Genomic DNA, 13,335 nt, shown 5'->3' with positions numbered 1-13,335 from the left:
ATGGTCGGCACACGGGGGCACCGGACACGATCGCCCGGTGGTGACGAGGGCTCGGCGGCGGCCGAGTTCGTGATGGTCGGGGCGCTGCTGACCGTGCTGACGCTTGCCGTCCTGCAGCTCGGGATCGCCCTGCTCGTGCGCAACACCGTGCTCGACGCCGCCGCGGAGGGCGCGCGGCATGCCGCGCTCGCCGACAGCGGGCTGGGCGAGGGAGCGGCCCGAACCCGCGAGCTGATCACGGCGACGATCGGCCCGGCCTATGCGACCGATGTGGAGGCGACATTCGGGGACTACGGCGGGTTCCCGAGCGTGCAGGTGCGCGTCGTGGCGCCCCTGCCGCTGCTCGCACTGTTCGGCGTGGATCGCGGGCTCGAGGTGGTGGGGCATGCGGCGGTCGAGACCCTGGATTAGCGGGAGCGCGGCTCGTCGGTGCGCTCCGGGCGGTCGCACCGTTCTTCGGAGCGGCGCCGGCCGGTGGGGACCGTCGGCGGCGGCCGACACCGAGCGGGGTTCGGCGTCGCTGGAGTTCATCACGGCCGGGCTGATCCTGCTGGTGCCGCTCGTCTACCTGGTGCTGGCGATGGCGGCGCTGCAGGGCGGCGCCCTCGCCGTGGAGGGGGCCGCTCGCCAGGCCGCCCGCGTCTACGTGCAGGCGCCCGACGAGGCCACGGCCGCGGCGAGGGCCGAACGGGCCGTGCAGTTCGGGCTCCTGGACTACGGCATCGACCCGGTCGGCGCCGAGGTGAACGTGGCCTGCACGGGCGGTGTGAACGGATGCCTGACGCGGCAGAACACGGTCACGGTGACGGTGCGCATCCGGGTGGCCTTGCCGCTGCTGCCCGACCTGCTCTCGCTCCGCGACTCGGCCAGCGTGCCCCTGGAGGCCCAGGCCACACAGACGGTGTCCCGGTTCTGGCGGGCCGGATGAGCGGCGCCGGCGTGGGCTCTCCGGTTGCGCCCACCGGAGCACGGGCCGCGCGTATGCCGGGCCGGCTGCCGATCCGGGCCGGCGGCGACGACGGTTCGACGCTCATCCTGACCATTTTCTACGGCTTCCTGGCTATGGTGCTGATCCTCATCGTCGTGGCGGCGACGTCCCTCTATCTGGAGCGCAAACGCCTGCTGACCCTCGCGGACGGTGCGGCGCTCGCCGGGGCCGAAGCATTCAACCTGGGCGAGGTGACCGTCGCCGGCGACGGTTCGGGCGGTGTGCTGCGGCCGGCCCTGTCGTCGGCGGAGGTGTGGGCCGGCCACGGAGTATCTCGCCGCCGCCCCGCACGGCCGGATGGAGGAGCTGAGGGTGAGCGGCGCGGCATCCGTGGACGGGCAGAGCGCCACGGTCTCGCTGACCGCCTACTGGCGCCCGCCGGTGCTGAGCATCCTGCTGCCGGAGGGGGTGCCGCTCGAGGTCACGGCGGTGGCGCGGTCGGTGTTCCGCTAGCGTTAGCGTGACGCGCCTGCCCCGGCGCCGGGGGAGGAGCATCGTGACGGCTGAACGCGACCGCCTGACCGGTGCCGGCGCCCAGCTCGTGACCGAGGTGAGCATCAACTTCGGGTCGTCGCTGGCGGGCCTCGCCATCCCGCTCGTGGGCTCTCCCGTCGTGGTCGCCGTGCGGCAACTGGTGATGGCGGCCACGGTGCTGCCGTTCTACCGGCCCAAGCTCGCCGGCCTGACCTGGCGGCGGCTGTGGCCCGCGTTGGCGCTCGGCGTCGTGCTCGCCGTGATGAACCTGACCTTTTACGAGGCCGTCGACCTGCTCGGACTCGGCATCGCCGCCACGATCGAGTTCCTGGGCCCGTTCGCACTCGCTCTGGCCTCGTCGCGTCGTCTGCTCGACTTCGTCTATGCCGCGGCGGCGGCGGGCGGGGTGTTCATGCTGACCTGGTCGGACGGGGCGTTGAACGTGCTCGGCATCCTCTTCGCCCTGACCGCGGCGGCATCGTGGGCTGCCTATATTCTGCTCACCCGCAAGGTGGCCGTGACCTTCCCGGGGCTCGAGGGCATCTCCGTGGCCAGCGTCGTGAGCCTGACGCTTCTGGTGCCGTTCGCGCTGCTCACGGTCGATTGGACCACCCTCAACTGGGGTGTGATCGGGCTGCTGCTGGCCATCGGCGTGCTCTCGTCGGCGTTCCCGTACACGCTGGACACCTACATTTTGCGCCGCATCACCCCGCGCCTCTACGCGATCATCACCAGCTTCGGCCCGGTGATCGCGGCCCTGTTCGGCGCGCTGGTGCTGGGGGAGACCTTCCTGCTGCAACAGCAGATCGCCATTCTGGTGGTGTGCGTGGCGGCCGGCGCGGCCATCGCCAGTCAGCGCGACACCCCGAAATCCGAACTGGAGATCATCGCGGGCGCGACTCCCTGACCGGGCGTGCGGGTATCCGTCACAGGCCGCCCCGGAGCGCCCTGCCCGGCGTTCGGGCCGGTGAGCCGACGAGCCTCTAGGTGACGATGATGCCCAGGTGCGCGGCGAGAACGGGCGCGAGCAGGCTGAGCTGGGCGTCGTCGATGGTGGCGCCGCGCAGACCCTCGAGTCCGTGGATGGCGCTGAAATCGCTCGAGCGCAGGTCGGCGTCCTTGAGGGTGGCGCGGGTGACGTCGAGGGTGCCGATGCGGCAGTTGCGCAGTTCCAGGCGTTGCACGGTGGCGCCGCCCAGGTCGAGCTCCTCGATGATGCAGTCGGAGAGCAGCACGTCGGTGAGAGTGGCCCCGCGCAGGTTCACGAAGTCGAGCTTGGACCCGTCGATGTGCACCGAGCGCAGGGTGGCCTCGTAGAGCTCGACCGACCCGAGCCGGGAGTGCTCGATCGAAACGTCCCGCCAGCTCGAGCGTGGTGCGGAGAAGACCGACGCGTGCAGCTCGCCGGCCACGCAGTCGGCGACGGATGCCCCGCGCAGCTGGGTATCGCTCAGCGACACTCCGCGCAGCTCGCACTCCTGGAAGCCGATGCCGGTCAGGTCCCGGCCGGACAGGTCGCAGCCGGTGAAACGCTCGGCTTCCCGGCTGTCACCGGCGCGGAGGTCGCTGCCGTCGGCATCCGTCAGACCGGCCAGCACGATGGGGTCGAGCTGCGGGCCGCGGGTCTTCGCGCGCGCCACCTCTAGGAAGCAGAGGCGGCGTCGGCGGGAGGAACAGGCTCGAGCACGAACACCGGGATGACCCGGTCCGTCTTCTTCTCGTAGTCGGCGTAGTCGGGGTACGCGGCCACGGCCCGCTGCCACCACGCGGCGCGTTCGGTGCCGGTGACCTCGCGGGCCAGCATGTCCTGCCGGATCGGGCCATCCTGCAGCTCCACGAGCGGGTGGGCCACCACATTGCCGTACCAGACCGGGTTCTTCGGGCTGCCGCCGAGGGAGGCGATCGCGGCGTAGGCCCCCTCGTGCTCCACGCGCATGAGCGGGGTCTTGCGCAGCTTGCCCGATTTGGCCCCGAGGGTGGTCAGCACGATGACGGGCATGCCGCGGAGGGTGGTGCCCTGAGTGCCGCCGGAGCTTTCGTACAGGTCGACCTGGTCGCGCACCCACTGCTGGGTGCCGGGCTCGTATTCTCCGATGAGGGGCATACGACCATTAAACGCCCTCGGGTGGACATCTGTTCTTAGTCAGCGGGCAGGTCTGCGGAGGCTCAGGGGCGAAGGCGCGGACGGCGGGGTGCGTAGCGGGGGATATAGCGGCCGAGGATCACGGCGCCGAGCAGCCCGAACACGCCCACCACGCCGCTGGCGATCGAGATGGTGGCGACCGCGGTCAGGCCGGCCACGGCCAGGGGGGCGACCGCGCCGCCCAGGTCCGCGGTGAAGCGCCACGCGCCCAGGAACGGCGCCGGGCTGGTGTTCTTCGGCGCCAGGTCGGCGCCGAGGGTCATCAGCAGGCCGCTGCCGATGCCGTTGGCGAGCGACAGGAGCATGGCCACGGCGATGAACCACTCCACGTTGCCGGGCAGGTCGTGCGTGAACGCGAGGATGAGGTGCCCGGTGCCCAGGCCGATCATCGACGGGATGGCGGTCCACATGCGGCCGAAGCGGTCCATGATCTGGCCGCTGGCATAGAAGAGGGCGAAGTCGACCGCGCCGGCGATGCCGATGATCAACGCGATGTCGGGCACGCTGATGCCGATGCTGACCGCCCAGAGCGGGAGCAGCACCGTGCGGGAGGCGCGCATCGCCCCGACCAGGCCGGCGCCGGTGCCGAGGCGGAGCAGCACCGCCCGATAGCCCCAGATGGTGCGGAACAGCCCCTGGGACTCCTCGGCCGCAAGCTCTCGTCCGGCCGGCACGACGGAGCCGTCGGGCGCCGTCACCAGCTCTGGGCCGCCGAAGGTGCTCTCGGGGTCGGGCAGCAGGAGCAGCATCGCCGCCGCGCCGAGGCAGCAGACCACGAATACCCAGAACACCGACTCGGTGCTTCCGGTGAGGCTGAGCAGGGCGGCGGCGATGAACGGGCCGATGAACCAGCCGGCGCGGAAGATGCCGCCGAGGGTCGACAGTGCCCGGGCCCGGTAGACCAGCGGCACGTAGCTGGTCATGAACGCGTGCCGGGCGAGGGCGAAGACGGCGGTGGCCAGGCCGATCAGGAAGACGCCGACGCCCAGCACGAGCGGATTGGGAGCGACGATGCAGATCAGCACGGCGATGATCGCGAGCAGGGAAGCCCAGAGCATCGCGTTGCGCTCGCCGATGTGGGCGACCACCCAGCCGCTCGGGATGTCCCCGGCCAGTTCGCCCACCATGATCATGGCGGCGATGAACCCGGCGATCGCGAGCGTGGCCCCGAGATCGTCGGCCACGATCGGGATCAGCGGGATGATGGCGCCCTCGCCGATCGAGAACAGCAGCGTCGGGAGAAACGCGGCGAGTGCGACGGAGCGCATCTGGAAGGGGCGCTCGGCGTTACTCATGGCGTTTCGATGCTATCTCGCGCCGGGCCCGGCGCGTTCCGGCCCGGTAGGCTGGGGTCCGACATGATTGAGCTGGAATTCTCGGAGCAGATCGCCGCACTGCGGGCCACGTTTGACGACATCCGGTCGGTGATCGATATCGATCGACTCCGTACCGATATCGCCGACCTGAATGAACAGGCCGGTGCGCCCGACCTGTGGGACGACTCCGACCATGCGCAGAAGGTGACCAGCGAACTGAGCCACCGCCAGTCGGAACTGGCCCGCATCGTCAGCATCGAATCCCGCCTCGACGACCTCGAGGTGCTGGTCGAGCTCGCCAACGCCGAGGGAGATCAGGAATCGGCCGACGAGGCCACCGCGGAACTTGCGAGCATCACGAAGGTGCTCGGCGACCTCGAGGTGCACACGCTGCTCAACGGCGAATTCGACGTGCGCCCGGCGGTCATCACCATTCGTTCCGGCGCCGGCGGCGTGGACGCGGCCGACTTCGCCGAGATGCTGCTGCGCATGTACCTGCGCTGGGCCGAGCAGCACAACTACCCGGTGCAGGTGCTCGACGTGGGCTACGCCGAAGAGGCCGGCATCAAGAGTGCGACCATCCAGGTGGATGCGCCGTACGCTTTCGGCACGCTCAGCGTCGAGGCCGGCACCCACCGCCTCGTGCGGATGAGCCCGTTCAACTCCGCCGGCAAACGCCAGACCTCGTTCGCCGCCGTCGAGGTGGTGCCGTTGATCGAGCAGACCGAATCGATCGAGGTGCCCGAGAACGACATCCGCGTCGACGTCTTCCGCTCCAGCGGCCCCGGTGGCCAGTCCGTGAACACCACCGACTCCGCCGTACGCATCACCCACCTCCCCACGGGCACGGTGGTGAGCTGCCAGAACGAGAAGAGCCAGATCCAGAACCGGGCCGCCGCCATGCGCGTGCTTCAGTCCCGTCTGCTGCTGCTGCAGCGCGAGCAGGAGGCCGCCACCAAGAAGGAACTCGCCGGGGTCATCACGGCCAGCTGGGGCGACCAGATGCGCAGCTACGTGCTCGCTCCGTACCAAATGGTCAAGGACCTGCGCACCAACTACGAGGTCAACAACCCCAGCCAGGTTTTCGACGGTGACCTCGACGGTTTCATCGCCGCCGGCATCCGTTGGCGCAAGCAGGCCCCGCAGGATTAGGCGCTCGATCTGTGTCTCCTGTTTCCGGTTCGGTATGTCGGAGTAGGAATTATCAGGATGCCTGCTTAGGCTCAAGGGGCCATGATTCGTTTTGACACCATCACCAAGAAGTATCCGGGAACGAACCGACCGGCACTGGACGCGATCAGCGTCGAGGTGCTGCGCGGAGAGTTCGTCTTTCTCGTCGGTGCTTCCGGCTCGGGGAAGTCCACCTGCCTGCGCCTGGTGCTGAAGGAGGACCGGCCCACCAGCGGCAGCATTCACGTGCTCGGCCAGGACCTCAAGTCGATCTCCAACCGCAAGGTGCCGTACTTCCGGCGCAACATGGGCGTGGTCTTCCAGGACTTCCGGTTGCTGCCGAACAAGAGCGTCTTCGACAATGTCGCGTTCAGCCTGCAGGTCATCGGCAAGTCGCGCGGTTTCATCCAGGAAGCCGTGCCCGACACCCTGGAGATGGTCGGCCTGGCCGAGAAGGCCCTGCGCCTGCCGCACGAACTCTCCGGCGGTGAGCAGCAGCGCGTGGCGATCGCCCGCGCCATCGTCAACAAGCCGCAGATCCTGCTGGCCGACGAGCCCACCGGAAACCTCGACCCCACCACCAGCGCCGGCATCATGGCCCTGCTCGAGCGCATCAACGCCGGCGGCACGACCGTGATCATGGCCACCCACGAGGCCGGCATCGTCGACCAGATGCAGCGCCGCGTGATCGAACTCGTCGGCGGACGCATCGTGCGCGACGAACGCCAGGGCGGCTACGCCACCGCGGCCATCCCGACCGTGGCGGCCGGCACCGGCCGACGCTCGGCCCGGTCGGCGCCCAGCGGCACGTCCAGCGTCGCGCCCGCGGCTCCGGCCCCGGCATCCGTGTTCGCCCCGGCTCCCGCTCCGGCTACGACTCCTGCTCCTGCTCCGGCTCCTGCTCCCGCTTCCGTGAACGCGACCGCCGCCGCTGAGGTTCTCCCGGCCGACCATCCGCCGCTCACCTTCCCCGCGGTGCCCGTACGTGCCCCGGAGCCCGCACCTGCGCCTGCGCCTGCCCCGCTCCCGGCCCTGGACACCCCGGTCGAACCGGCACCCGTCGACGCTGACGACACCCAGGACGCAAAGACGGATGTCGCCGACGACGCCCCGGTGAGCGACCTCAGCCGCGCCATGACCCGCCCCGTCGTTCCGATCACCCAGCACGACGTGCCGGAGCAGCTGACCCTGGCCGAGAAGCTCGGGCTGCGCGCGCCGGGCGAGAAACCGGACCAGACCGGCGAACAGAATGTAGGACCTACCCGATGAGACTCGGACTCGTGCTCTCCGAAGCCGCCAACGGCCTGCGCCGCAACGCCTCCATGGTCGTCTCCGTGGTGCTCGTGACCTTCATCTCGTTGACCTTCGTCGGCGCCGCGATCCTGATGCAGATGCAGATCGGCCAGATGAAGAATTTCTGGTACGACCGCGCTCAGGTGGGCATCTACATGTGCACCACCATCTCCTCCGGCGAAACGTGCACGGCGGGCGAGGCCACTCCCGAGCAGATCGACACGGTCAAGGCGCAACTCGAATCGCCCACCCTGTCGCCGTTCATCGACAAGTACTACTTCGAGACCCATGACCAGGCTTTCGAGAACTTCAAGAAGCAGTTCGCCGACAACCCCGTCGTCGACTACGTCACAGCGGACCAGCTGAACGAGACGTTCTGGGTCAACCTCGACGACCCGTCCCAATCGGATGTGCTTGTGGAAGGTCTGTCCGGAATTGCCGGCGTGGAGAATGTGGCTGACCAGCGCAAATACCTGGACCAGATCTTCTCGGTGCTCAACGTGGCCAGTTACACCGCGATCGGCATCGCCGCGCTGATGCTCGTGGCGGCCGCCCTGCTGATCGCCACCACCATCCGTCTCTCCGCGTTCTCCAGGCGGCGTGAGCTGGGCATCATGCGGCTCGTCGGCGCATCGAACCGGTTCATTCAAACGCCCTTCATCCTGGAGGGGGTCTTCGCGGCCCTGCTCGGATCACTGCTGGCGGGGGGCGCGGTTCTCGGCGGCGTGTACTGGTTCGTGCAGGGCTATCTGGGTGATCGTCTGACCAACTTCTCGCTCGTCGGCATGCAGGACGCCCTGGTGGTTGTACCCATCCTGCTGGTTGTCGGCGCGGTCCTGGCCGCGTTCTCCGCGCAATTCGCCATCACGCGCTATCTGAAGGTCTGACCCAGCCCGCTCGCCTCGCCCCCAGTGCGCGCTAGACTGATGGGCTGGTCGGCATCGCGTCGGACACACACCGAGTTGAGGAGCATGCCGTGCCCAGGGAAATAGGCGAGAAGGTCGTTTCGACCAATCGCAAGGCACGCCACGATTACCTCATCGAGGAGACGTACGAGGCCGGAATGGTGCTCAGCGGCACCGAGGTGAAGTCGCTTCGGGCCGGACGGGCTTCGCTCGTCGACGGCTATGCCTTCATCGAGAACGGCGAGATCTGGCTCGACGCCGTGCACATCCAGGAGTACGTCGCCGGCACGTGGACCAACCATCCGCCGCGGCGCAAGCGCAAGCTCCTGATGCACAAGCAGGAGATCATCAAGATCAGCCACAAGACCAAAGAGGGCGGCTACACGCTCGTTCCCCTGCGGCTGTATTTCAAGAACGGCAATGCCAAAGTGGAGATCGCGGTCGCGAAGGGCAAGAAGGAATACGACAAGCGCCAGACGCTGCGCGAGCGTCAGGACAAACGCGAGTCCGACCGGGCCATCTCCGCCCGAAAGAACCTGGGCGACTAGCCTTCCAGGCCTGGTCTGTTGTAGGCTAAGGGGCTGTACGAAACGGTCGATCAGATCGGGCCGTGCAGAAGGCAACTAAGTAGATTGACAACTCAACAGCGTGTGACAGTAACCCACTTGATTGCCGGAATGAAGGCAGTGAGTGCACATGGGGATGATCGGTTTCGACATTGCCTGCGCAATTATGAGAAGCGGGTCGAGGATGCAGGGTTATCTCGTAAACGATCTCTGCAAAACAATAAGTGCCAAATCAAACCGCACTGACTTCGCCCTCGCTGCCTAAGCGAGCGCACTAAGAAGTCCGCCAGACCGGGAATGCTCTCTACCCGGATCCTGACGTCATTTAGAGAGATTGCTCCTACTCTGAGCCGCGGGGTGTAGGGGGACTTGAACGAGGGCTGGGCTCGTCGGATCAGATGCCAGTGGCAAGTTCCGGGGCCGAGTAGAACGATTTCACTGGATACACCCGTAGAAGGCATATGACCACAGCAGTGGACCGGGGTTCAATTCCCCGCATCTCCACCATCGGTTGCTGTCACACCTATTGAGCGAAAGCCCGCAATCCTCGTGATTGCGGGCTTTTTTCGTTACCCGTACATCTTCCCCGACTGCTGCAGGCCGACCTTCGAGCGGGCGCGAGCGGCACGTTCGCCGACGGCGACGGATGGCTCCGGGTCGTGTGTGCCGTGCCGTGCCTGATCCACGCGGTGACCATTGTTCTCGGCACAGTCTTCCTGCTCCGTGCTCTGCGCGGGATCGCGCAGGCGCGCCCCCTCTACTCCTTCGTGCTCACCAACTGGCGCCGTTTCAGCGTCGTGCTGCGCGCCGGCGGAGTGCTGCACGGTCTGGCCGATACGGTCGCGACCGTCTATCTCGCCTCGGGGACCGGCCTGCTCTTCGGTAGCGGGCGTGTCTCCAGTGAACCGCAGGAGCTGTTCTCGATCCGTGCGCAGTAGCAGGCCACTGATGGGGGCGGCATGACGGCCAGCCGCAGACGCGACCGCCCGGATGTACCAAGATAGGGCCGGGAGGAAGTGCATGGCGGCTGGCTGGGTGAAGAAGTGGGTGCCGGGTGTCGATACCGCGCTCAACTACCGGCGCGCGTGGCTGATCCCCGACCTCAGGGCGGGACTCGTGCTGACCGCACTCCTCATCCCGGTGGGCATCGGTTATGCCAAGGTGGCGGGTCTCCCTCCGGAGACCGGCTTGTACGCCACAATCATTCCCCTGGCCGCCTACGCCCTATTCGGTCCCTCGCGCGTGCTGGTGCTCGGCCCCGACTCCGCGCTGGCGCCCATCATCGCCGCCGTGATCCTGCCGCTCGCCCTCGGCGATGGCGAGCGGTCGGTGGCCCTCGCCGGTCTGCTGGCGATCATGGTCGGCCTGATCCTCCTGCTGGGCGGACTGCTGCGCCTCGGTTTCGTGACCGACCTGCTGTCCAGGCCGATCCGGGTCGGCTACCTGAACGCCCTCGGGCTGCTCGTGATCCTGTCGCAGTTGCCGGCGCTCCTGGGCTTCTCGATCGACTCGGAGACGCCGTACAGCGATGTGGTCGCCATCGTCTCCGGTGTCATCGACGGCCAGATCGATCAGACCGCCCTGCTCTTCGGCCTCGGGTCGCTGTCCATCATCGTCGGACTGTCCTGGGCCAAATCACGCATTCCGGGCGTGCTCGTAGCGGTTGTGCTGGCCACAGCCCTGACCGCTTTCCTCGGGCTGCAGGACGAACTGCCCGTGGTCGGGGCGATGCCGCAAGGACTGCCGGCGCCGGCACTCGGCGGCCTGGTCTGGGCGGATGTGGCCGCGCTGGCCCTCCCCGCCCTCGGCGTGGCCCTGATCGCCTTCGCCGACACCGCCGTGCTGTCGCGCACCTTCGCCGCACGGCGCGGCGAGACCGTCGACGGCAGCCAGGAGATGGCCGCCATCGGCCTGGCGAACGTGGCGGGCGGCCTGTTCGGCGGCTTCGCCATCTCAGGGTCGTCGTCGCGCACCCCCGTCGCGGAGAACGCGGGGTCACGCACGCAACTCACCGGCGTCGTCGGGGCGGTGCTGATCGTCCTGTTCATGCTGCTCGTACCCGGCCTCACCGTCTTCCTGCCGTCGGCGACCATCGCCGCGGTCGTCATCGTCGCCGTCGCCGGGCTGATTGACGTGACAGGGTTCATCGCGCTGGTGCGGATGAACAAAGTGGATGCCGCGCTGTCGCTCGCCTCCTTCCTCGGCGTTCTGGTGGTGGGCGTGATCGAGGGCATCGGGGTGGCGATCGCACTGTCGCTCGGAGCGTTCGTGAGCCACTCCTGGCGACCCTACCGGGCCGAGCTCGGGCGCATCCACGGGCAGCGCGGGTATCACGACCTGTCCCGGCACCCGGAGGGGGAGCGACTGCCCGGAATCGTCATCGTGCGCTTCGATGCGCCGCTGTTCTTCGCCAACGGCGGCATCTTCGACGACTACGTGCGCCGCATCGTCACCGAGGCCGGCAGCGATGTGCGCACAGTCATCCTGGCGGCCGAGCCGATCACCGACATCGACACGACCGCCGTGGAGGAACTGCTCGAACTCGATGACTTTCTCGCCTCACGCGGGATCACCCTGATCTTCGCCGAGATGAAGGGTCCCGTGAAAGACCACCTGCGCGACTACGGTCTGGCCCGACGGTTCCCGCCGGAACGGTTCGCGGACACCGTCGGCGAGGCCGTCGACGAGGCGACCGGCACCCTGCGCGGGGACCTCGAGGGCACCGAATGGGAGAACGAAGCCTGACGCCCGGCCTGGGTCAGACGCCGGCGAGCCAGAGGTCAGGGCCGAAGATCTCATAGTGGATGCGATCGGCCGGCACGCCGGACCCCAGCGCCTGGGAGCGCAGGCTGCGCATGAACGGGAGCGGACCGCAAAGGTAGACCGAGGCATCCTCGGGGATCGTCACGTTCTCCAGAGACATGAAGCCCTCGTGATGGCCCTCGCTCGGTGTTTCCAACCAGAGTTCCAGCTCGGCCGTCTCCAGGAGGGCAATGTCTTCGCTCATCTGGTCCCGCAAAGCCCAACGCTCGAGGTTGCTCTCGGCATGCAGCACGAGCACTTCGCGCTTCGAGCCGCTGTCCACCAGCGAGCGCAGGATCGACGCGCTCGGCGTGCACCCGATTCCGGCCGAGGCCAGGATCAGCGGACCGGTGCCCTGATCGAGGGTCACGTCGCCGCACGGCACCGAGAGGATCAGGGTGTCGCCGACCTGCACGTCACGGTGCAGCACGGGGGAGACCTCGCCGTCGGCGTCGAGCTTGGTGGTGAAGACGCGGGTCGTTGCCGTGCCGGCGGAGAGGGAGTACTGGCGCACCTGGCGGATTCCGTCGGGCATGGTGGCCGTGACGCTCACGTACTGGCCCGGCAGGGCGGGCGTCACGGGGGTGTCGTCGGCCGGCTCGAGGGTGAACGTCACAGCGTCGGTGCCGGCGGCCTCTTTCTTCACGACGACCCAGGGCGCGAGCGGCCGGTCGCTGGCGAGGCCGGAGTAGAGACCCTTCTCCATCTTGATCAGGGCGTGGGCCATCAGCCAGTAGACCTCGGTCCAGGCGCCGGCGATCTCGGCCGTGATGACGTCGCTGAGCTCCTCGGCGATGGCCTCGAAGAGGTACTTGTAGACAATGTCATACTGCTCGGGCTGGATATCGAGCGAGATGTGCTTGTGCGCGATGCGGGAGAGCATGGCCTCCGGCGTGGTGTCGGGGTTCTGCACCAGGTAGGTTGCGAAGACGGCGATGCTGCCGGCCAACGCCTGCTGCTGCGATCCGTTCTTCTGGTTGGACCGGCTGAACAAGCCGTCGAAGAGCTCGGGGTGGGCGGTCAACATCCTGCTGTAGAAGTTCTTCGCGATCTCGGGCATACGCTCGCCCACGAGGGGCAGAGTCGCTTCGATGAGGGGCAGTGACTGGGTGGAAAGCATGCGGACTCCAAGCTATTGGGGGACGCTCAAAAGTAGCATTTATAATGCTAATTAGCCGATCTGACCGCATTACCCCTGATCGGGGCGGCGTGGCGGCATGGTCGGCGTCTGCAGGGGAACCAGAACCGGCCCGGGGAAGCCGACGTGGGGGAGTTCAGAGATCACGATGTCGTCGAGCTCCGCGTAGAACGCCTCCCGGGCCCGGCGCAGGGCCGTGCGCAGCCCACAGCCCAGGTGGAGCGGGCAGTCGCCGTGGGGCGTTTCGCAGTCGGCCACGTCGGCGCGGGTGTCGAGCCGGCGCAGCAGCCAGCCCACCGTCGCCGCGCGGCCGGCCGGGCTGATGCGCACGCCGCCGGTGCGCCCACGCACCGACTCGACCAGTCCCAGCTCGCGCAGGCGGATGATGGCCTTGCTGACGTGGGTGTACGGAGTGTCCACCGCCTCGGCGATGATGCGGGAAGTCTGCAGGTCGCCCTCGGGGAGGGTCGCCAGAAACATGAGCGCCCGCAGCGAGACGTCCGAGAAGGCGTTGATCCTCATGGACTAACAGTACGGCCG

15 protein-coding genes and 1 other RNA gene are annotated in these 13,335 nt (G+C 67.9%); 11 read left to right on the top strand and 5 right to left on the bottom strand.

All coding sequences use genetic code 11. From position 1 onward, the window contains the following. From E3T49_RS11115 to E3T49_RS11100, 4 genes are read left to right on the top strand one after another with little or no spacing between them, the layout of a single operon-like run. Window positions 1-411, top strand: coding sequence for a TadE/TadG family type IV pilus assembly protein (locus E3T49_RS11115; protein WP_134424972.1), 411 nt, complete (start codon window positions 1-3; stop codon window positions 409-411). Beyond that, window positions 386-928 (top strand): hypothetical protein, encoded by a 543-nt coding sequence (locus E3T49_RS11110; protein ID WP_241972774.1) that lies wholly within the window; start codon window positions 386-388, stop codon window positions 926-928. Before E3T49_RS11115 ends, E3T49_RS11110 begins: the two co-directional genes overlap by 26 nt. Beyond that, window positions 925-1,452 carry a pilus assembly protein TadG-related protein gene (locus E3T49_RS11105; RefSeq protein WP_241972773.1) on the top strand — a complete coding sequence of 176 codons (528 nt, stop codon included), beginning with the start codon at window positions 925-927 and terminating at the stop codon, window positions 1,450-1,452. Before E3T49_RS11110 ends, E3T49_RS11105 begins: the two co-directional genes overlap by 4 nt. A gap of 32 nt (window positions 1,453-1,484) precedes the next feature. After that, a complete protein-coding gene (locus tag E3T49_RS11100; RefSeq protein ID WP_241972772.1) occupies window positions 1,485-2,369 on the top strand; it encodes an EamA family transporter in 885 nt (294 codons plus the stop codon). Between the two features lie 76 nt (window positions 2,370-2,445). Here the strand turns inward: E3T49_RS11100 and E3T49_RS11095 are convergent, their stop codons facing one another. The 3 genes from E3T49_RS11095 to E3T49_RS11085 form a co-directional block, all read right to left on the bottom strand. Then, on the bottom strand, window positions 2,446-3,102 hold the full coding sequence (locus E3T49_RS11095) for a pentapeptide repeat-containing protein (protein WP_134424971.1): 657 nt from the start codon (window positions 3,100-3,102) through the stop codon (window positions 2,446-2,448). 2 nt (window positions 3,103-3,104) lie between these two features. Continuing rightward, window positions 3,105-3,566, bottom strand: coding sequence for a nitroreductase family deazaflavin-dependent oxidoreductase (locus E3T49_RS11090; RefSeq protein ID WP_134424970.1), 462 nt, complete (start codon window positions 3,564-3,566; stop codon window positions 3,105-3,107). 62 nt (window positions 3,567-3,628) lie between these two features. After that, on the bottom strand, window positions 3,629-4,900 hold the full coding sequence (locus E3T49_RS11085; protein WP_134424969.1) for an MFS transporter: 1,272 nt from the start codon (window positions 4,898-4,900) through the stop codon (window positions 3,629-3,631). 63 nt (window positions 4,901-4,963) lie between these two features. Between E3T49_RS11085 and prfB the strand changes: the two genes are divergently transcribed. From prfB to E3T49_RS11050, 7 genes are all read left to right on the top strand, one after another. Beyond that, window positions 4,964-6,073 carry a peptide chain release factor 2 gene (gene prfB, locus E3T49_RS11080; RefSeq protein WP_134424968.1) on the top strand — a complete coding sequence of 370 codons (1,110 nt, stop codon included), beginning with the start codon at window positions 4,964-4,966 and terminating at the stop codon, window positions 6,071-6,073. Window positions 6,074-6,154: 81 nt separating this feature from the next. Continuing rightward, on the top strand, window positions 6,155-7,360 hold the full coding sequence (gene ftsE / locus E3T49_RS11075; protein ID WP_134424967.1) for a cell division ATP-binding protein FtsE: 1,206 nt from the start codon (window positions 6,155-6,157) through the stop codon (window positions 7,358-7,360). Continuing rightward, the gene (gene ftsX, locus E3T49_RS11070; protein WP_134424966.1) at window positions 7,357-8,271 is read left to right on the top strand and encodes a permease-like cell division protein FtsX; all 915 of its coding nucleotides are present in this window, start codon (window positions 7,357-7,359) and stop codon (window positions 8,269-8,271) included. Before ftsE ends, ftsX begins: the two co-directional genes overlap by 4 nt. A gap of 89 nt (window positions 8,272-8,360) precedes the next feature. Beyond that, window positions 8,361-8,837: an SsrA-binding protein SmpB gene (gene smpB / locus E3T49_RS11065; RefSeq protein ID WP_134362550.1), complete on the top strand. Its 477-nt coding sequence runs from the start codon at window positions 8,361-8,363 to the stop codon at window positions 8,835-8,837. Window positions 8,838-8,987: 150 nt separating this feature from the next. Further along, window positions 8,988-9,362, top strand: a transfer-messenger RNA (tmRNA) gene (gene ssrA / locus E3T49_RS11060). Window positions 9,363-9,544: 182 nt separating this feature from the next. Then, window positions 9,545-9,793, top strand: coding sequence for a hypothetical protein (locus E3T49_RS11055; protein WP_134424965.1), 249 nt, complete (start codon window positions 9,545-9,547; stop codon window positions 9,791-9,793). 82 nt (window positions 9,794-9,875) lie between these two features. Further along, complete coding sequence (locus tag E3T49_RS11050) at window positions 9,876-11,600, top strand: SulP family inorganic anion transporter (RefSeq protein WP_134424964.1); 1,725 nt, start codon at window positions 9,876-9,878, stop codon at window positions 11,598-11,600. A 13-nt stretch (window positions 11,601-11,613) separates the two neighbouring features. On the opposite strand, the gene E3T49_RS11045 is transcribed toward E3T49_RS11050, so the two are convergent. After that, on the bottom strand, window positions 11,614-12,777 hold the full coding sequence (locus tag E3T49_RS11045) for a globin domain-containing protein (protein ID WP_134424963.1): 1,164 nt from the start codon (window positions 12,775-12,777) through the stop codon (window positions 11,614-11,616). 69 nt (window positions 12,778-12,846) lie between these two features. After that, complete coding sequence (locus E3T49_RS11040; protein ID WP_134424962.1) at window positions 12,847-13,317, bottom strand: RrF2 family transcriptional regulator; 471 nt, start codon at window positions 13,315-13,317, stop codon at window positions 12,847-12,849. Window positions 13,318-13,335: the final 18 nt, after the last annotated feature.

Source organism: Cryobacterium cryoconiti (assembly GCF_004403065.1).
Classification (GTDB): Bacteria; Actinomycetota; Actinomycetes; order Actinomycetales; family Microbacteriaceae; genus Cryobacterium; species Cryobacterium cryoconiti.
Note: the sequence above shows the minus strand (reverse complement) of the source record. Positions and strands in the feature narration are given on the sequence as shown.